The organism is Achromobacter arsenitoxydans SY8 (genome assembly GCF_000236785.1).
Lineage (GTDB): Bacteria > Pseudomonadota > Gammaproteobacteria > Burkholderiales > Burkholderiaceae_B > Achromobacter > Achromobacter arsenitoxydans.
The window spans coordinates 96,724-112,221 of the sequence record NZ_AGUF01000064.1; the positions used below are offsets into that span (position 1 = coordinate 96,724).

Here is a 15,498-nt window from a genome sequence, read left to right on the forward strand (position 1 = left end):
TGGGGCCGGATCCGGGCACGCAGCTTGCGGGTAGGTTGGGGCACTTCAACCTAGGAGCTACGCTATGAAGAATCGTGCCATGACTTGTGCGCTTGTACTGATCGCCGGGATGGCGACCGCCGGCGGGGCGATGGCCCAGTCGTCGGGCCGCTCCACGCCCTCCACCTCTCCCTCCACCACGCCGAACGACTCGACTGCCGTGCCGCCGAATACGCCGGTGCCCGCCGGCACGATGCCGCCCGCGCCCAACGCGGCGCCGAATACGCAGACCACGCCGCCCAATCTGGACAAGAGCAATCACATGAAGTCGGGCAAGCATGAGTCCGACATGCCGAAGCGCCAGCGCGAGGCCAATGACAATGTGCCGCGCACGCCGGCCGGCGGCGCCACGCCGGCGCCGGGCTATCCGAACTCCGGCGGCAGCAAGTAATGCAAATGAAAGAGGCTTCCGCCGGGAAGCCTCTTGCGCGATATAAGGCCGTCGGACAGGTCCGGCGGCCTAGTGCTGCCGCCGCAGCTCCGCCGGCGGAACCCGCAATTGGCCCCGGTACTTCGACACCGTGCGGCGCGCCAGCAAGATGCCGCTGGAGGCCAGCTGCTGGGTCAGGGCGACATCGGAGAGCGGCATGGCGGGATCTTCGGCGTCGACCATTTCCTTGATGAGCGCGCGCACGGCCGCGGCAGAGCAGGACCCGCCGGATTCGGTGGCCAATTCGCGCGAAAAGAAATGCCGGAACTCGAACACGCCCCGCGGCGTGGTCATGTATTTGCTGACCGTTGCGCGCGACACCGTGGATTCGTGCATGTTCAAATCGTCCGCGACTTCGCGCAGCATCAGCGGACGCAACGCCACCTCGCCGTACTCGAAAAAGGTCTGCTGGCGCTTGACGATGGCTTCGGCTACGCGCTGGATGGTCGTATAGCGCTGCTCGACGTTGCGCACCAGCCAACGGGCTTCCTGCAGTTCCTGCGCCATCGGACTGCGGTCGTCCAGCCGCGCGCGGCGGAACAGATCCGCGTACGCGCTGTGCAACCGCGCCCGGGGCATGGCGCTGCGGTTGGGCAGCACGCGCCAGCGGCCGCGCCATTTATCCACGAAGACGTCCGGCACCACATACACCGGCGCGTCGCCGCTGTACCGGCTGCCCGGCTTGGGATCCAGGCCGCGGATCAGCGCGCAGGCATCGCGCAGCGCATCGTCCGAACAACCCAGCACGCGCCGCAGTCCCAGGTAGTCGTTCTTGGCCAGGCGGTCCAGATGTTCGTGCACGATGCGCAGGGCCAGCGCGTGGGTATCGTCGTCGGCATCCTGGCCGGCCGCCAACTGCAGCGACAGGCATTCGCGCAGGTCGCGCGCGGCCAGGCCGGGCGCGTCCAGTTGCTGGACCAGGCGCAGCGCGGTCATCCACTCGCCTTCGTCCGGAGTGGGACTGAAATCGCTGCTGGCGGCGCTGCACAAGCCTTCCAGGGGCACCCGCAGATAGCCGTCGTCGTCGAGCGCGTCAATGATGAATTCGGCCAGCAGGCGATCGCGCTGCGCCAGATGGTAGTTGCCCAGTTCGGCGGACAGGCGTTCGCGCATGGATACACTGGCGCAGGCCCATTGGCCCAGGTCGCTGTCGCCGTCGCCGCCGCCGTGGATGGGGTAGTCGCCAGAATAGGCCGGGGCGTCAGGCGGCGGATCATCGGCATCCGGCGATTCCGATGAAGGCGCTTCGGGCGCGGGTTCGCCGATTTCGCTTTCCCCTTCGCTGCGGGCGCCCGGCGCCGCCAGCGGCGCTTCGGGCTCCTGCTCGTCCGGGTCTTCAAGAAAAGGATTGGAGGCAAGCGCCTGCTGCACCGCAGTGGTGAACTCCAGCGCGGACATCTGAAGCAGCTTGACGGATTGCTGCAGTCGAGGCGCCAGGGTCATTTGCTGGCGCATTCGCAGTTCTTGCATCGGGTGGCCCAATCGAGTCTCCTGAAGGGGGCCGCCGGCAGGCGGCTCTTCTTTCAGTGAATGCAAAGATCGTGCCAGGTTCGGCCAGGAGGAGGAATGGCGCCGGGCGCGCGGCGTGCGCGCCGAGTATTACAAGAGACGGTAAGAACTGCTCAAGACGCCGGGCCGGATTCGGCCTTTTCGTAGAGATCCAGGCGGTTGTACAGCGTCTTCAGACTGACGCCCAGGGTCTCGGCCGCCAGCCGCTTGTCGCCGCCATGATGGGCAAGCGTGGCCAGGATGAACTCGCGCTGCGCGCGGTCCAGGGGCATGCCAACGGGAAAGCTCAGGGACCCGTCGCGCAATTCGGCCTGCTGCGGGCCGCGCGCACGGACATGCAGCTCGGCATCGAGCAGGGCGTCGGCCAGGATGTACGCGCGCTGCACGACGTTGCGCAATTCGCGCACGTTGCCCGGCCAGTCATAGCGTCCGATGGCTTCAAGCATGCGCGGCGCGAAGGTCTTTTTCGTGCCGTGCTGCGCGTTGAGCGTGTCCAGGAACTGGTGCGCCAGCACCAGGGCGTCGTCGCCGCGTTCCCGCAGGGGCGGAACCCGCAGCGGTATCACCAGCAGGCGATGCAGGAAATCCTGCCGCAGCCGGCCATCGGCCACCGACGCGGCCGGATCGCGGTTGCTTGCGCAGATGATGCGGGCGTTGGCGCGCAGCAGATCCGTGCCGCCGACGCGCTGGTAGGTGCCGGCCTCTAGTACGCGCAGGAAGTGCACCTGCATGTCGGGCGGCATTTCCGTCACTTCGTCCAGGAACAGCGTGCCGCCGCTGGCGTATTCGAAGTAGCCGGCGTTCTGGGCCACGGCGCCTGTGAAGCTGCCTTTCTCGTGGCCGAACAGTTCGGCGTGCGCCAGCGTGCCGCTGATGGCCCCGCAGTTGACGGCCACGAAGGGCTGGTTGCGGCGATCGCTGGCGTCGTGGATGGCCCGCGCCACGATTTCCTTGCCTGCGCCGCTTTCCCCGATGATGAACACGCTGGCGTCGGTCGCGGCGGCCAGGGAAATCTGGGCGCCCAGTTTGCGCATTTGCGGGGACAGGGCGTCGATGTCGGCGAAGGCGGCGGGCGTCGCGGGCGCGCTGTCGCGCGCGGCGGAATTGCGAGTGGCCATACGAAGTCTTGATCCCTGGATCTAGCCTGTGATGAAGCCATCGTAGATGGGCGCTGGCTATCCGATTGCGACCAGTTGCAAGCAATGGAAAACCTTCATCGAATCTGTCGAATATTTGCGCGGGCCGCCCCCATAGTGGCTATTCTGAGGATGAAAAAAGGACACGGAGCTAGCATGCCTCATCTGCTTATCGTTGACGACGACGACGCGATACGCGAGACGCTGGCCGAGATCGGCCGTGAGAGCGGGTTTACGGTGGCGGTGGCCGCCAGCGTCAAGGACGCGTTCATACAGCTGGAACGCCAGGCGCCCGACCTGGTGCTGACCGACGTGCGCCTGCCGGGCGGCAGCGGCATGGATATTTTCAAGAACGTCGCCATCAGCAGCGCCGAGGTCGTGGTGATGACCGGCCACGGTTCGGTCGACAACGCGGTGCAGGCCTTGCGCCTGGGCGCGACCGATTACCTGGTCAAGCCCATCTGCATGGAACGGCTGGCCGAAATCCTGGCGCGCATCGTCACGAACGCCGGCGGCGACGCGCCCGGCACGCCCTTCGAAGAACCCGGACGCTTCGGCAAGCTGTATGGCCAGTCCGAACGCATGCTGGAACTTTACCGGCAGATCGGGCGCGTGGCGCCAACCAACGTCACCACCTTGCTGATCGGCGAAAGCGGCACAGGCAAAGAACTGGCCGCGCATGCCGTCCACGAACTCAGCCCGCGGCGGCAGCGTCCCTTCATCGCGGTCAATTGCGGCGCGATTTCACCGAATCTGATCGAAAGCGAGATGTTCGGCCACGAACGAGGCAGCTTCACTGGCGCCGATCGTCAGCACAAGGGCTACTTCGAGCGCGCGGATGGCGGCACGCTGTTCCTGGACGAAGTCACGGAGATGCCGCTGGACCTGCAGGTCAAGCTGCTGCGGGTGCTGGAGACCGGCCGCTTCATGCGGGTTGGCACCAACCGCGAGGTCGCGTGCGACATTCGGATCGTCGCGGCCACCAACCGCAATCCTGAACAGGCCGTCCAGGAAGGAAAGCTGCGCGAAGACCTGTTTTACCGGCTCAGCGTTTTTCCCATCGAATTGCCGCCTTTGCGCGAGCGGGGCAACGACATCCTGTTCCTGGCGCAGCGGTTTCTGCAGACGCTGAACCAGGAAGCGGGCCGGAACAAGGCATTTGCGCCGCAGGCGCAGGTGGCGCTGGAACAGTACGATTGGCCCGGCAACGTGCGGGAGCTCAAGAATTTCGTGCGCCGTGCGTTCATCATGGCGGACGGCGACGTGCTCGACCTGGAAATGCTGGCGCCTCGCCTGTCGCCCGCGGGCGCGCCGGCGGCCGGGCAGGTCAGCGTGCCGGTCGGCGAAACCCTGGCCGAAGCGGACCGCCGCTTGATCCTGGCTACGCTTGAACGCTGCAACGGCGTCAAGAAGCAAACCGCCGCCGTGCTGGGCATCAGCCCGAAGACCCTCTACAACCGGCTTGAAGAGTATGCGGCGGCAGGGTATGTGCTGCCGGGGGAAGATCCCCAGGCGGGCAACCCGTCCCGGGGATCCGCCTAGCGGCGGCGCGGCTTACTTGCCGTAGCGCGTCTTCAGGTCCGCTATGCAGGCGTCCTTGGCGTTGCCGGACATGGCGTCGCATTTTTCCTTGCCGACCTTGTAGTCGGCGTCATTGCGCGCCTTGGTCGCGTCGCGGTTGGCTTCGGCTTTTTCCTTGCCTGCCTTGGCGTCCGCCTTGGCCTTGTCGCGGTTGGCTTCGGCCTGTTGCTGGCATACGTCCTTGGCGTTGCCCTTCATGCCGTCACATTGCTTCTTGTCCATCTTGTACTGATTGTCGATCTGTTCATCGCTGCGCACGCTCATGGCGCCGGATTGCGCATAGGCCTGAAAGGCCAGGACGGACAGGCAAAGGGCGAACGCGGGGCAAATCGTTTTGGACAGCTTCATGACTGACTCCTTTGGGATGATGGTCCGGCTTTGAGCAGACCCGCGGATACCCAAGCAAGCGCTGTTCCTGCGCGGGCCGGGAACGGCGCTTGCGCAGCAGGCGGTCGGCGCGCCAGCGGGTGCGGCCGACAGGGAACAAGGAGACGCACATGAGCACCGGACGCGGACAGGACACGGCAACGTCGAAGGCGAATACGCCCAAGGACGATGCGGCAGCGGCTCGCCAGAGCGGACAATTTGGCGCGGACAAGCCGGACGCCAAGGAACCGGCGGCCGAACGCGCATCGGACAAGAAACCGAATAGCAAGGGGCCTGAATACGAGGAAGGCGGCCAGTACCCGGGCAAGCGGCCGGGAGGAAAGTAGTCGGGCCGTCAATCGTCCTGCTCTTGGCCCAGCCGGAAGAGCAGGACCACGCAGTACAGCGAGGCCAGCCCGATCAGGCCATAGAGGGCCCGGGCCGCGGCCGCGTGCGGAAGAATTCTTGCAAAGACATCCAGATTGACCGCCGCGATGAGGCCGGTGTTCAAGCCGCCGGCCACCACCGCGATCAAGGCGGTCCAATCCAGTGCGGACAGGCCGCGCCGTGGCATGTCCGGGTCGGCGGCCGACGCAGCCCCGTCCTCGGAGGCGTCGGACAGTTCGTCCTGGTTGCCGGAGATATCCATATTCGTGCCTCCTTGACCGGCAGGCGAGCCGTTGCGGGCGACGTCCCGATCGGCGCTCACGCGGATCGGGCTCATGCGCCGTTGCGAACGGGATCGGGATCGTCGCGGGACAGGCCAGCTTCGTCTGCGTCGGTAATCCGGTCGGGCGCGATGTCCGCGCCATCGTCGTCGCGCTCGTCCGGGTCCACGCTTTCGCGTTCGCCAGTGGCCTGGGAATCGCTGTCGGTGTGCACCCGTCCGGGCGGCAGGTCGCTGGCGGAATCCGACGAGTCGCTCGGACCAAGGTCAGGGCGGCCGCCGTCGTCGATGGGCAGGTCGGGGTCGGGAATGCGGGTCATGGCGATCTCCGGGCGTGGCTGGCCGGGCGGCGCGAAACGGCGCCGGACCCGCAGCGATCCGATATGCAGCAAGCGCCATGCCGGCCGCCGCCAGGTATGGAAGTTGCTGTCCGAACGGCGATTCTCAACCGGGAGACTGCCATGTCCTTGATTGTCGCTGCACGGTTCCAGACATTTGACGAGGCCTCCGTGGCGGCGCGCATGCTGGCTGCCGAGGGTTACACCGAGGACGACATCCATACGTTCTATGTCAGTCCGGCGGGAGAGCACGGGCGCTATCCGCTGGGCGGAGATCGTCTGGCCGATCCGGACGCCAGGGGCGGGCATTTTGGCGCCGTGGCCGGCGCGTCGCTGCTGGGATTCCTGTTCGCTATGCTGGGCGGGCTGATTGCCGCGCGCCTGTCGGCCTCGGTGCTCATCACGATCGCCGCGGCGGGTGTCGGCGCGTATGTCGGCGCGCTGGCGGGCGCGCTGTGGGTCATCGGCCGCAAGAAGCGCGCCGTGCGCACCGCGCCAGGCGAGCCGGTCCAGACGCATCCGCCCGTGCGCCAGGCCGGGGTACTGCTGGCCTTGCACGTGGAAGCGGGCAGGGAGCCGCAGGCAAGGCAGATCTTGCGGCAGGCGGGCGGCACCGACATCGAGCGCGCCAGTGGGCGCTGGCAGGACGGCAAATGGCAGGATTTCGACCCCCTGACGCCGCCCCGTCCCGTGGAGGCGCGCACGTCGCTCAATTGAGGCCCGCCGCGGGCTCGCAAGGAGACAGAACAATGAAAAAGACGCCAAGACTGATGGCGGCCGCGCTGGCCGCGATGGCCCTGTTCGCGGGTGCGCCGCCGGCGATCCATGCGGCGGACCTGGCCGCGTCCGACGCGCGGTTCCTGCAGGCGGCTGCGGGGGCCGGCCTGTTCGAGGTGCAAGCCGCCGAACTGGCGGGCAAGCGCGCCCAGGATGCGCAGGTCCGCGCCTACGCCGCGAAAATGCTGGCGCAGCACCGCAAGGTGAATGACGAGTTGAAGGCGTTGGCGGCGGCCAAACAGCTGCGGCTACCCGGAGAGCCGGGCGAGCCCGATCGTGCGACCCTCGAGCAGCTTCGCGCCAAAACCGGCACGGCGTTCGACGAGCTTTATGTGGAAAAGGCGGCGGTGGACGCCCACGCGATCGCCAACAGGCTGTTTCAGACCGCAGCCAAGGAGTCGGCCGACCCGCAGGTCCGTGAATTCGCTTCGCGCACTTTGCCCATGCTGGCGGAGCATTATTCGATGAGCCGCACGCTCATGGGCCAGCCGCCCGCGAATGGCGACAGGATCCAGCCGGCGCCGAAGGGCGAGGCGCCCGCCGTGTCGCCCGCGTCGCGCGAGGCGCCGGCGTCCGTGGTTCCCCCGAAACAATGATCGGCCCGGAAGCAGGCGGGCAGGGCGCTCAGTCCCCCGCGCTGCCCGTGATCGGTAGCACGATCCCCGTGATGTAGCTGGCGGAGGCCGGCGAGGCCAGGAACACGTAGGCGGGCGATATTTCCTCGGGTTGGGCCGGGCGGCCCAGATCGGTCTTTTCGCCGAAGGACTGGATGGCCTGGGCGCTCCGGTCCGCCGGGTTCAGCGGCGTCCATACGGGCCCCGGCGCGACCGCGTTGACGCGTATGCCTTGCTCGGCCAGATTGGCTGCGAGCGACCGCGTGAAGGCGTGGATCGCGCCCTTGGTGGAGGAATAGTCCAGCAGCTTGGCGCTGCCCCGCAGGCCCGTCACCGATCCCGTATTGATGATGGACGAACCGGCCTTCAAGTGCGCAAGCGCCGCCCGCGCCATGTAGAAATAGGCGGTGATGTTGGTGCGCAGGGTCTTGTCCCACTTGTCGTCGCTGATCTCGGGCAGCGTATCCGTGTGCTGCTGGTAGGCGGCGTTGTTGACCAGGATATCGAGCCGGCCGAAGTGCTTGACCGTCTGTTCGACGGCCTCGTTGCAGAAGGCGGCGTCCTGTACGTCGCCCGGTATCAGCAGGCACTGGCGGCCCTCGGCCTGCACCGCGCGGCTGGTCTCTTTGGCGTCCTCATGTTCGTCCAGGTAAATGACCGCGACGTCGGCGCCCTCGCGGGCGAACAGGACGGCGACCGCCCGGCCGATGCCGGAGTCCCCGCCCGTGACGATGGCGGTCATGCCCTCCAGTTTGCCGCTGCCGTTGTACCCGGGCGCCTGGTACTGAGGCTTGAGCACCATGTCGGCTTCGTTGCCCGGCTTTTCCAGGTGTTGCGCCGGCATGGGCGGAGTCGGGTGCGGACGGTCGCCGGTCTGGGCGCTCTTGGGGTTGCTCATGCGTGTCTCCGGTTGACGCAGGCGCGGGATGCGCCTTGTGCAGCAGGAGCACGCAATCGCCGTTCCCGGCACCGGCAGCGCCTACTGGCGTCCGACGATGACGCCCAGCAGGAAGGCGGCGCCCGCGACCAGGCCCACCGCCTGCCACGGACGCGCGTGGATGTATTCCTCGGTGCAGTCCAGGGTTTCGCGCATCAGATCGCTGGCGTTGTCTGAGGCCTCGCGCAGGCTCTGGCGCGTGGCGTGCAGCTGGTCGGACAGGCGCGCCTTCAAGGCGTCCAGGTCCGTCGCCGACGTGTCCCGCAGGGTGGCTTCCAGTTCGTCGATCCAGCTTTCCGGATGACGCGAGCGCCGGTAGGCGCCACGATTGTCGGGGCCGTTCTCGGGGAAATCGGAAGGCAGAGGGGTATTCGTCGTGGCCATCGAAAGCTCCTGACTATCGGGCGGAAAGAGCGCCAGGGCGGGCCGGCCCGGTCGGCCGCCTGGCGGGCCGGGCCTTCAGGCCTCGACCATATCGCGGCATGCCAGCGTGCAGCCCAGGCAGGCGCCCGCGCAGACCTGGCAATGTTCAGCGTCGTGCGTAGAGCAAAGACGCGCGCAGGCGTCGCAGACCTGAGCGCACAACGTACATAGCGCGTTTGCGAATTCGCCGTCGCGGGCCAGCAGGGCGGCGCACAGGCGGCACACAGCGGCGCAGTCGGTACACAAGGCGATGCAGTGCTTCATGCGCGATGCGTTTTCCTGCAGGCAGGCGGCAGCGCACTGGTCGCAAGCCACGGCGCATTCGTAGCAGGCTTGCACACATTGCTCGAAGTTTGGGTCTCGCATTGCATCTCCTTGTGAGCGGCCGATGCCGCCGGCCCGCCGGGCTGGGGCGCGCATCGCGGGCACATCCGCTTGCAACTTGAAGAGTTGGCTTCTTTTATCGGGCGGCAAGCCCCCGTAGGATGAAGGTTCACACCGGGCAGGAGATACCCATGAAACCGTCATCCGCATCCAAGGCAGGCGCGTCGTCAAAAGGCGGCGGAGAACAGGCGCCGGACAACGCTAAGATACTGCCGCCGCGCGGTCCCGTCGATGTTCCCGCGCAACCGGATAAACCCGATGCCGGCACGCCCGACGAAGCGCGCCGGGACAAGCGCGCGGTGGTCGACAACAAGACCGAATCCAACTGGGCGGACGGCTCCGCCCCGCAACCGCGCGCAAAGAACGCGCGCTCATCCATCCTCTGATTGCTCCTGGCATTTAAGGAACGCCAGTAGCCGGCGCTCGTCGGCGCTCAGGCCCCTGGGGCTGGCCGGCGCCGCCGTCCGGGCGGGCAGCGTGCCTGCCAGATAGGCGTCGAGGATGGCGGGATGCACGTAGCACGCGCGGCAGACCGCGGGCGTGTTTGCCAGGCGCTGCGCCACCTGCTTGATGACGTCGGCCGCTGTCTGCCTGGCCTGGCGCTCATCCGCGGCGGGATGCGCCTGCAGCGCGGCGTAGGCCAGGACGGAGCCGGCCCAGGTGCGGTAGTGCTTGGCGGTGAACTCGCCGCCGCCAGCCGCGCGCAGGTAGGCGTTGACCGCGCCGGAGTCCACGGGGTGCTTCTCGCCGTCCTCATCCAGGTACTGGAAAAGCTGCTGGCCCGGGATGTCCAGGCAACGCCGGATGATGCGCGCCACGCGGCGATCGTTCACGGTGACGTCGTGGGGGACGCCGCTCTTGCCCAGGAACCGGAAGCGCAGGCGGCTGCCCGCCAGCGTGGTGTGCCGGCGCTTGAGCGTGGTCAGCCCGTAGGACTTGTTGGCGCGGGCATATTCGCGCGCGCCAATGCGGATCAGCGTGGTCTCCAGCAGGCGCACCAGTACGGCGATCACTTTTTCCTGCGCCAGGCCAGGCGCGGCCATGTGCCGTTCGGCCTGCCTGCGGATGCGGGGCAGGGCCAGGCCGAAGGCCAGCAGGTTCTGGTATTTGGAGGCGTCGCGCACCGCCGTCCAGGCCGCGTGATAGCGATACTGCTTGCGTCCGCGCGCATCGCGTCCGGTGGCCTGCAGGTGCCCCAGCGGCGACGGGCAGATCCACACGTCCTGATAGGCGGGGGGAATCGCCAGCGCGTTGATGCGCTGGATTTCGGCTTCGTCGCGGATGCGTTTGCCACGCGCGTCCAGGTAATGGAAGCCGCTGCCATTGACGCGCACCCGCCGGTAGCCGGCCTGCGTGTCGTCCACGTAGACCAGTGCGGCCTCCAGTTTTGCGGTCGGCTCCGGCGCCGTGTGCGTGCGGGTGTCCATTCGGTTTCCGTCTCTTCAGCCATGCGCGCGCGGCGCCGCGGCAGTCAGCACGCGGCGTTCCCGCCGGCCGGAATGCGGGGGCGCTGCAATGGCGGGAACGCGGCTTGCTGAGCATGCTGGAGGCGGCAACGCCGTCGGAACGGTCCTCGCGGGCCGGCTTCGCCGCCCTGGCGAGAATCTTCGAAGGAGAGTGCAATGCAAACCGTCCTGCAATTACATGTGCCGCCCAAACCGGATCCGATACCGCCTGGCTCGCCGCCCGGAGACCTGCCGGTCGATCCGGACACGGACGAACCCGACGTGGACCTGCCTCCGCTGTCTCCGCCGGTCAAGGAAATCGTGCCGCCCAAAGACCATTGATGGATGTTTGCCGCCGAATAACTCGAACGAATAAAGACGAGGAGTCACCATGTCGACCATCCTGCTGATCATCCTGATCCTGCTGCTTATCGGCGCCGTGCCTGCCTGGCCGCACAGCAAGGGCTGGGGCTACTACCCCAGCGGCCTTCTGGGCATTGTCGTGATCGTGCTTATCGTGTTGCTGCTGATGGGACGCCTGTAGCGCCCGTCTGACGGCCGCCTGAACGCCGAGCGGCGTCCGGGCGGCCGCGCCGCGCCCCGGGTGATCGCGCCATGGCCGGGGCCATGGTGCGTGCCGGCGGTCAGGCGTAAGATCTGCGGGTTTTTTGCAGCCTTCACACCCGCAGCCCCGACATGAGCATCCCCTTACTGATTCTGATCGACAGCGTGCATGAATATCTGCTCGCAATCGAAGCCCGCGGTTTTCGTCCCATCTATGCACCCACCGCGCAGGCGCGCGCGCTTGCCATCCAAGACCACGGCCACGAGATACGCGCGGTGCTGACGCGCGGCGCGACGGGCTTCCAGGCCGATGAAATGGCCGCGTTGCCGAAGCTGAGCATCATCTGCTCGCTGGGTGTGGGGTATGAAAACATTGATCTGGCCGCGGCGCAGGCGCGCGGCATCGTGGTCACCAACGGCCCCGGCGCGAATGCGGTGTCGGTGGCCGACCATGCCATGGCTTTGCTGCTGGGGGCGGCCCGCCAGTTGCCGCAGGCCGACGCCTGGGTGCGGCAGGGCCACTGGAGCGGTTTCATGGGGCCGCAGGTCAGCGGCAAGCGGCTGGGCATCCTGGGCCTGGGCACCATCGGACTGGAAATCGCCCGGCGCGGCGCGCTGGGCTTTGGCATGCGCGTGGGCTATTACAACCGGCGCGCCCGTCCGGAATCCGGATACGCCTATTTCGACAGCCCGCGCGCGCTGGCGGCCGAGTCCGATTTCCTGGTGATCGCCACGCCGGGCGGCGCGGGTACGCGGCATTTGGTGGATGCCGCCGTGCTGGAGGCGCTGGGGCCGCAGGGGTACCTGATCAACATCGCGCGCGGCAGTGTTGTCGACACGCAGGCCCTGATCGCGGCGCTGGCGGAGCGGAAGATTGCCGGGGCGGGACTGGATGTGGTGGATGGCGAGCCGGTCATTCCGGATGCGCTGAAGGCACTGGACAACGTGGTGTTGACGCCGCACAGCGCGGGCAGGTCGCCCGAGGCGGTGGCCGCGACGGTGGCGTTGTTCCTGGATAACGCCACCGCGCATTTCGACGGCAAGCCGGTGCTGACGCCGGTGCGCGACGCTCAGCCCGAAGCCGCCTGAGTCTGCTGGCGCGGCGCGCATGCCGTGGCGGCGATGCGCGCCTGGTGCGTCTGCGTTAGTGCGAGAACATGATCGGCACGGTCATGCTCTTCAGGATGGAGGCGGTGGCGCCGCCCATCGCCCATTCGCGGAACTTGCTGTGGCCGTAGGCGCCCATGACGATCAGGTCCGCGCTGTAGTCGGCCGCGGCGTTGAGGATGGTGCTGCCGACCCCCACGCCCTTGATGTCGCGGTGCACGTGCTCGGGCGCCGGCGTGCCCAACGCCGCGCAGTAGGCGGCCAGGTCCTCGAACGGAATGGATTCGATACTGCGCGTGGCGGCGCCTTCATCCATGGTCAGCACCACCAGTTGCGACGCGCCACGCAATAGCGGGGCGGCGTCCGTCAGCGCGCGGGCGGCCTCGCGGCTTCCGTCCCAGCACAGCAGCACGCGTTCGCCCACGACCGGGAAGTTGCCGCTGGAAGGCAGCACCATGACGGGGCGGCCCGCGGACAGCAGGGTCTGTTCGACGAATTCGTTTTCGTGGGCAGCCTCGACGTCGTCGCGGTTGCGCTGGCTGACGATGATCATGTCGCTGGCGCGGCCGTACAGGGCGACGCTGGCGCTGGGCGAGGATGCGCCCGCCCGCACGACCGCAGGCACATCGGCGGCGGCGGCCGCTTCCAGGAACGCGTTCTGCACGGCGCCGCGGTTCTGCGCCTGGATTTCTTTCAAGACGTTGAGCGAGCGGGACATCATCACCGATTCGCCATAGTAGTGCTGCGGCGGCGCGGAGCTGGCGTAGATGCCCACCAGTTCGGCGTGGTGGCGCCTGGCCAGTCCCAGCGCCAGTTCAGTGCGGCGCTTGCAGTCGAATCCGTGGTCCAGGTGGACGGAAATGCGGCGGTACATAGTGGCCTCCTTGGTAAAAGCGTTCCATGGCCGTATGGTTGCCGTTTACCCGGCCAGGCCTCTTGACGCGCGTCAAGCCGGCCCCAGTTCCGCCGACGCGGCGCAAAGCGGCGCTAGGTCGCCGAACCGTCCTTTTGCACGCGTTCGCGCAGTTGCCGGATATTGCGCGTCTGCTGCGCAATGCGTTCCAGTGGCGCGGCCAGCGCCGGCTCGGCCGCGCTGATCGCGGCGGGAACGCCCAGCGCCCGCGCGTCGGCGGCGGGCGCTTCGTCCTGCGGATGCAGCGCATGCGCCAGCACCGCGCCGTAGTCGCGCAGCGCGGACGCGGCCGGCGACGCCGCCGGCAGGACCGGCTGGATTTCCAGCACGGTGCCCGCCGCGGTGATGCGGCGCATGGCATTGAGCAGGTTGACCGCCGTATCGACGTTGCGGTCGCGGTGCACGGGGTTCTGCTGTAGCCGCTGCAGCGAAGCCTCGGCATTGTCCGCCGACAGGCAGGCCAGCCGGCGCAATGCGACGATGTCCTGCGGCGCGTCGCCGCCGCCGCTCTTTTCCCGGGTCAGCGCCAGCGCATAGTCGGCGTGGCGGGACAGCGCGCGCGCCAGGGCGCCAGCCAGTTGCCGGGGCTCTTTTTCCGGCCAGACCAGAAAGCCCACCAGCAGCGCCAGGATGCCGCCCAGCACGCTGTTGAAGGCGCGCAGCGCGGCCAGCATGGGTTCGTAGATCTCGGGCTGCTGGATGTGGCTGACCAGCACGAACTGGGACGTCAGGAAAAAGGTGAACAGCGCGTAATGGATGGTGCGGGCGGCGAAAGTGCCCAGCGCGATGGGCAGCACGGCCAGCGCCACGGACAGCGGCGTGCTCAGCAGCAGGCCCAGCAGGGACGCGCCGATGGCGCCCGCCACGCTGCCGATGACACGCTCGAAGGTGCGCTGCCAGGTCGTGGCGAAATAGGGCTGCAGGATGAAGACCAGGGTCAGCGACATCCAGTAGCCGTGGTTGACGGCAAAGGTCTTGGACAGCGCGACCGCGATGGTGGCGCCTACGCCCACGCGCAGGGCGTGGCGAAAGGCGTCGGATTCGAAGCGCAGATTCTGGCGCAGCGTGCGCCAGGCCTGCCGCGCGCCGCTGGGTTCGCCGGCGTTGCGGGCGGGCGCGGCGGGCGCGGCGCCTTGGTCGAACAGGGCTTGCATGACCGCCTGGGCGGTATGCAGCAGGCGGTCCAGCACCGGGATCACGGTCGCCAGGTCCGGCGCGTACGCCAGGGCGCCGCCGCGCAGGTCGTGCAGGCCCGCGCTGTAGTGCGCCAGCCGGTCGCGCAGGCATTCCGCCTGTTTGGGGTCGCCGACGTCGGAAGTGCTGGCGATGGCGTTGCAGACGCTTGCGTAGCGGTGCATGGCGTGCGACAGGTGCGCGCCGGCGCTGCGGCCGAGCCAGCGCGGCGCGTTCGATTCCAGCAGGTCGGCGGCGGCCACCAGGGCGATGAAGCTGTCCTCGGCGCTGTCCAGCAGATAGAGCAGTTGATGGGCGCGGGCCCGGCGCGAGGGGCGCGCGTCCTGGACCTCGCGGATGCGGACGCGGGCCGCTTCCAGGGCCGCGCGCTGCGCGCCGCGCTGGGCCCGGGTGACGGCGGTCCAGGCCTGTGGCCCGCCCGCGGGCGCCAGGCCCGAGTACATGCGGGCCAGCGCGTCGGCAAAGTCGGCGAGCCCGCGGTAGCAGTGGGCCACGGCGTGGGTTGCGTCCTTCCAGGGGCGGCGGCGCCAGACCAGGGCGGTCATCAGGATCGCCCACACTGCGCCGGCCAGGAAGAACAGGGTGTAGGAGAGGCTGTCGGTCAGGGTCGGGGCCGGCAGTTCGGCGGCGACGACGAAGCCCGCCGACAGCAGCGTGCCGACAATGGCGGCAGCCGGACCTAGCACGCGCAGCAGTCCGCCGAAGGTGCAGCAGACGAACGTCAGCGGCAGCAGCAGCCAGAGATGCGTGGCGCTGGCGCTGGCCAGGAAGCAGAACAGCGCGCCGATCAGGCCCAGCGCCAGCATGGAGCCCGCCCGCTGGCGCAGCGGACCGCCGGGATCGCCGAAGCAGGCCCAGAACGCCGCGATGGCGGTCCAGCCCAGGCGGGGTTCGTGCGCCAGCACGGCCAGGATCACGGGCGCCGCGCTGATGGCGGCGGCTTGCAGGGCGTCGAGCCACAGCACATTGCGCAGGGATGCGCGCCAACGGGAGAGCAGATTTGTCACGCGGATGGAAAAAGCAGCGGGTGGATCGGGCAGGGGCGAAAGACGCAAACCCTACCATGTCGACAAG

General features: G+C 68.0%; 20 protein-coding genes. 9 read left to right on the plus strand and 11 right to left on the minus strand.

Going from position 1 to position 15,498, the window contains the following annotated elements:
* The first annotated feature begins 64 nt into the window (after positions 1-64).
* Positions 65-430 carry a hypothetical protein gene (locus KYC_RS20285; protein ID WP_008165847.1) on the plus strand — a complete coding sequence of 122 codons (366 nt, stop codon included), beginning with the start codon at positions 65-67 and terminating at the stop codon, positions 428-430.
* Between the two features lie 69 nt (positions 431-499).
* Here KYC_RS20285 and KYC_RS20290 read toward each other — a convergent pair whose 3' ends face one another.
* Together KYC_RS20290 and KYC_RS20295 are read right to left on the minus strand one after the other, a co-directional pair.
* On the minus strand, positions 500-1,939 hold the full coding sequence (locus KYC_RS20290) for an RNA polymerase factor sigma-54 (protein WP_008165848.1): 1,440 nt from the start codon (positions 1,937-1,939) through the stop codon (positions 500-502).
* 152 nt (positions 1,940-2,091) lie between these two features.
* Positions 2,092-3,012 (minus strand): sigma-54 interaction domain-containing protein, encoded by a 921-nt coding sequence (locus KYC_RS20295; protein ID WP_043519020.1) that lies wholly within the window; start codon positions 3,010-3,012, stop codon positions 2,092-2,094.
* Positions 3,013-3,270: 258 nt separating this feature from the next.
* Here KYC_RS20295 and KYC_RS20300 point away from each other — a divergent pair, with 258 nt between their 5' ends.
* Positions 3,271-4,656 (plus strand): sigma-54-dependent transcriptional regulator, encoded by a 1,386-nt coding sequence (locus tag KYC_RS20300; protein WP_008165850.1) that lies wholly within the window; start codon positions 3,271-3,273, stop codon positions 4,654-4,656.
* Between the two features lie 12 nt (positions 4,657-4,668).
* On the opposite strand, the gene KYC_RS20305 is transcribed toward KYC_RS20300, so the two are convergent.
* Positions 4,669-5,043, minus strand: a complete 375-nt coding sequence (locus KYC_RS20305) for a hypothetical protein (protein ID WP_008165851.1) — start codon at positions 5,041-5,043, stop codon at positions 4,669-4,671.
* Between the two features lie 149 nt (positions 5,044-5,192).
* Here KYC_RS20305 and KYC_RS20310 point away from each other — a divergent pair, with 149 nt between their 5' ends.
* A complete protein-coding gene (locus tag KYC_RS20310; RefSeq protein ID WP_008165852.1) occupies positions 5,193-5,408 on the plus strand; it encodes a hypothetical protein in 216 nt (71 codons plus the stop codon).
* An 8-nt stretch (positions 5,409-5,416) separates the two neighbouring features.
* Here KYC_RS20310 and KYC_RS20315 read toward each other — a convergent pair whose 3' ends face one another.
* The gene (locus KYC_RS20315) at positions 5,417-5,785 is read right to left on the minus strand and encodes a DUF378 domain-containing protein (protein ID WP_238531971.1); all 369 of its coding nucleotides are present in this window, start codon (positions 5,783-5,785) and stop codon (positions 5,417-5,419) included.
* A complete protein-coding gene (locus tag KYC_RS20320) occupies positions 5,782-6,048 on the minus strand; it encodes a hypothetical protein (protein WP_043519021.1) in 267 nt (88 codons plus the stop codon). Before KYC_RS20320 ends, KYC_RS20315 begins: the two co-directional genes overlap by 4 nt.
* Before the next feature lie 141 nt (positions 6,049-6,189).
* Between KYC_RS20320 and KYC_RS20325 the strand changes: the two genes are divergently transcribed.
* Together KYC_RS20325 and KYC_RS20330 are read left to right on the plus strand one after the other, a co-directional pair.
* The gene (locus KYC_RS20325) at positions 6,190-6,783 is read left to right on the plus strand and encodes a hypothetical protein (RefSeq protein ID WP_008165855.1); all 594 of its coding nucleotides are present in this window, start codon (positions 6,190-6,192) and stop codon (positions 6,781-6,783) included.
* Positions 6,784-6,815: 32 nt separating this feature from the next.
* Positions 6,816-7,439 carry a DUF4142 domain-containing protein gene (locus KYC_RS20330; protein WP_100148352.1) on the plus strand — a complete coding sequence of 208 codons (624 nt, stop codon included), beginning with the start codon at positions 6,816-6,818 and terminating at the stop codon, positions 7,437-7,439.
* Positions 7,440-7,467: 28 nt separating this feature from the next.
* On the opposite strand, the gene KYC_RS20335 is transcribed toward KYC_RS20330, so the two are convergent.
* The 3 genes from KYC_RS20335 to KYC_RS20345 all read right to left on the minus strand — a co-directional run bounded on the left by KYC_RS20335 (position 7,468) and on the right by KYC_RS20345 (position 9,183).
* Positions 7,468-8,355 carry an SDR family oxidoreductase gene (locus KYC_RS20335; protein ID WP_008165858.1) on the minus strand — a complete coding sequence of 296 codons (888 nt, stop codon included), beginning with the start codon at positions 8,353-8,355 and terminating at the stop codon, positions 7,468-7,470.
* A gap of 81 nt (positions 8,356-8,436) precedes the next feature.
* Positions 8,437-8,778, minus strand: coding sequence for an ElaB/YgaM/YqjD family protein (locus KYC_RS20340; RefSeq protein ID WP_008165860.1), 342 nt, complete (start codon positions 8,776-8,778; stop codon positions 8,437-8,439).
* A 75-nt stretch (positions 8,779-8,853) separates the two neighbouring features.
* Complete coding sequence (locus tag KYC_RS20345) at positions 8,854-9,183, minus strand: four-helix bundle copper-binding protein (RefSeq protein WP_043519010.1); 330 nt, start codon at positions 9,181-9,183, stop codon at positions 8,854-8,856.
* A gap of 149 nt (positions 9,184-9,332) precedes the next feature.
* Here KYC_RS20345 and KYC_RS20350 point away from each other — a divergent pair, with 149 nt between their 5' ends.
* Entirely contained in the window at positions 9,333-9,587 is a 255-nt protein-coding gene (locus KYC_RS20350) for a hypothetical protein (RefSeq protein WP_008165862.1), read from the plus strand.
* Here the strand turns inward: KYC_RS20350 and KYC_RS20355 are convergent.
* On the minus strand, positions 9,573-10,628 hold the full coding sequence (locus KYC_RS20355; RefSeq protein ID WP_008165863.1) for a DNA topoisomerase IB: 1,056 nt from the start codon (positions 10,626-10,628) through the stop codon (positions 9,573-9,575). The genes KYC_RS20350 and KYC_RS20355 overlap by 15 nt on opposite strands.
* Before the next feature lie 195 nt (positions 10,629-10,823).
* Between KYC_RS20355 and KYC_RS29715 the strand changes: the two genes are divergently transcribed.
* The 3 genes from KYC_RS29715 (at position 10,824) to KYC_RS20365 (ending at position 12,299) form a co-directional block, all read left to right on the plus strand.
* Positions 10,824-10,988: a hypothetical protein gene (locus tag KYC_RS29715; protein ID WP_008165864.1), complete on the plus strand. Its 165-nt coding sequence runs from the start codon at positions 10,824-10,826 to the stop codon at positions 10,986-10,988.
* Between the two features lie 49 nt (positions 10,989-11,037).
* Entirely contained in the window at positions 11,038-11,190 is a 153-nt protein-coding gene (locus KYC_RS29010) for a DUF3309 family protein (RefSeq protein ID WP_008165865.1), read from the plus strand.
* A gap of 152 nt (positions 11,191-11,342) precedes the next feature.
* A complete protein-coding gene (locus KYC_RS20365; protein WP_008165867.1) occupies positions 11,343-12,299 on the plus strand; it encodes a 2-hydroxyacid dehydrogenase in 957 nt (318 codons plus the stop codon).
* 55 nt (positions 12,300-12,354) lie between these two features.
* On the opposite strand, the gene KYC_RS20370 is transcribed toward KYC_RS20365, so the two are convergent.
* Together KYC_RS20370 and KYC_RS20375 are read right to left on the minus strand one after the other, a co-directional pair.
* Complete coding sequence (locus KYC_RS20370) at positions 12,355-13,191, minus strand: universal stress protein (protein ID WP_008165869.1); 837 nt, start codon at positions 13,189-13,191, stop codon at positions 12,355-12,357.
* Positions 13,192-13,304: 113 nt separating this feature from the next.
* Positions 13,305-15,431: an FUSC family protein gene (locus KYC_RS20375; protein WP_043519011.1), complete on the minus strand. Its 2,127-nt coding sequence runs from the start codon at positions 15,429-15,431 to the stop codon at positions 13,305-13,307.
* Positions 15,432-15,498: the final 67 nt, after the last annotated feature.

What these genes read in the sequence shown, in the direction of transcription:
- KYC_RS20355 (WP_008165863.1), bottom strand. Translation starts at nt 10,628, where the DNA reads ATGGACACCCGCACGCACACGGCGCCGGAGCCGACCGCAAAACTGGAG.
- KYC_RS29010 (WP_008165865.1), top strand. Translation starts at nt 11,038, where the DNA reads ATGTCGACCATCCTGCTGATCATCCTGATCCTGCTGCTTATCGGCGCC.
- KYC_RS20295 (WP_043519020.1), bottom strand. Translation starts at nt 3,012, where the DNA reads ATGCGCAAACTGGGCGCCCAGATTTCCCTGGCCGCCGCGACCGACGCC.
- KYC_RS20330 (WP_100148352.1), top strand. Translation starts at nt 6,816, where the DNA reads ATGAAAAAGACGCCAAGACTGATGGCGGCCGCGCTGGCCGCGATGGCC.
- KYC_RS20290 (WP_008165848.1), bottom strand. Translation starts at nt 1,939, where the DNA reads ATGCAAGAACTGCGAATGCGCCAGCAAATGACCCTGGCGCCTCGACTG.
- KYC_RS20345 (WP_043519010.1), bottom strand. Translation starts at nt 9,183, where the DNA reads ATGCGAGACCCAAACTTCGAGCAATGTGTGCAAGCCTGCTACGAATGC.
- KYC_RS20320 (WP_043519021.1), bottom strand. Translation starts at nt 6,048, where the DNA reads ATGACCCGCATTCCCGACCCCGACCTGCCCATCGACGACGGCGGCCGC.
- KYC_RS20365 (WP_008165867.1), top strand. Translation starts at nt 11,343, where the DNA reads ATGAGCATCCCCTTACTGATTCTGATCGACAGCGTGCATGAATATCTG.
- KYC_RS20285 (WP_008165847.1), top strand. Translation starts at nt 65, where the DNA reads ATGAAGAATCGTGCCATGACTTGTGCGCTTGTACTGATCGCCGGGATG.
- KYC_RS20325 (WP_008165855.1), top strand. Translation starts at nt 6,190, where the DNA reads ATGTCCTTGATTGTCGCTGCACGGTTCCAGACATTTGACGAGGCCTCC.
- KYC_RS20315 (WP_238531971.1), bottom strand. Translation starts at nt 5,785, where the DNA reads ATGAGCCCGATCCGCGTGAGCGCCGATCGGGACGTCGCCCGCAACGGC.
- KYC_RS20350 (WP_008165862.1), top strand. Translation starts at nt 9,333, where the DNA reads ATGAAACCGTCATCCGCATCCAAGGCAGGCGCGTCGTCAAAAGGCGGC.
- KYC_RS20340 (WP_008165860.1), bottom strand. Translation starts at nt 8,778, where the DNA reads ATGGCCACGACGAATACCCCTCTGCCTTCCGATTTCCCCGAGAACGGC.
- KYC_RS20305 (WP_008165851.1), bottom strand. Translation starts at nt 5,043, where the DNA reads ATGAAGCTGTCCAAAACGATTTGCCCCGCGTTCGCCCTTTGCCTGTCC.
- KYC_RS20300 (WP_008165850.1), top strand. Translation starts at nt 3,271, where the DNA reads ATGCCTCATCTGCTTATCGTTGACGACGACGACGCGATACGCGAGACG.
- KYC_RS20310 (WP_008165852.1), top strand. Translation starts at nt 5,193, where the DNA reads ATGAGCACCGGACGCGGACAGGACACGGCAACGTCGAAGGCGAATACG.
- KYC_RS20370 (WP_008165869.1), bottom strand. Translation starts at nt 13,191, where the DNA reads ATGTACCGCCGCATTTCCGTCCACCTGGACCACGGATTCGACTGCAAG.
- KYC_RS29715 (WP_008165864.1), top strand. Translation starts at nt 10,824, where the DNA reads ATGCAAACCGTCCTGCAATTACATGTGCCGCCCAAACCGGATCCGATA.
- KYC_RS20335 (WP_008165858.1), bottom strand. Translation starts at nt 8,355, where the DNA reads ATGAGCAACCCCAAGAGCGCCCAGACCGGCGACCGTCCGCACCCGACT.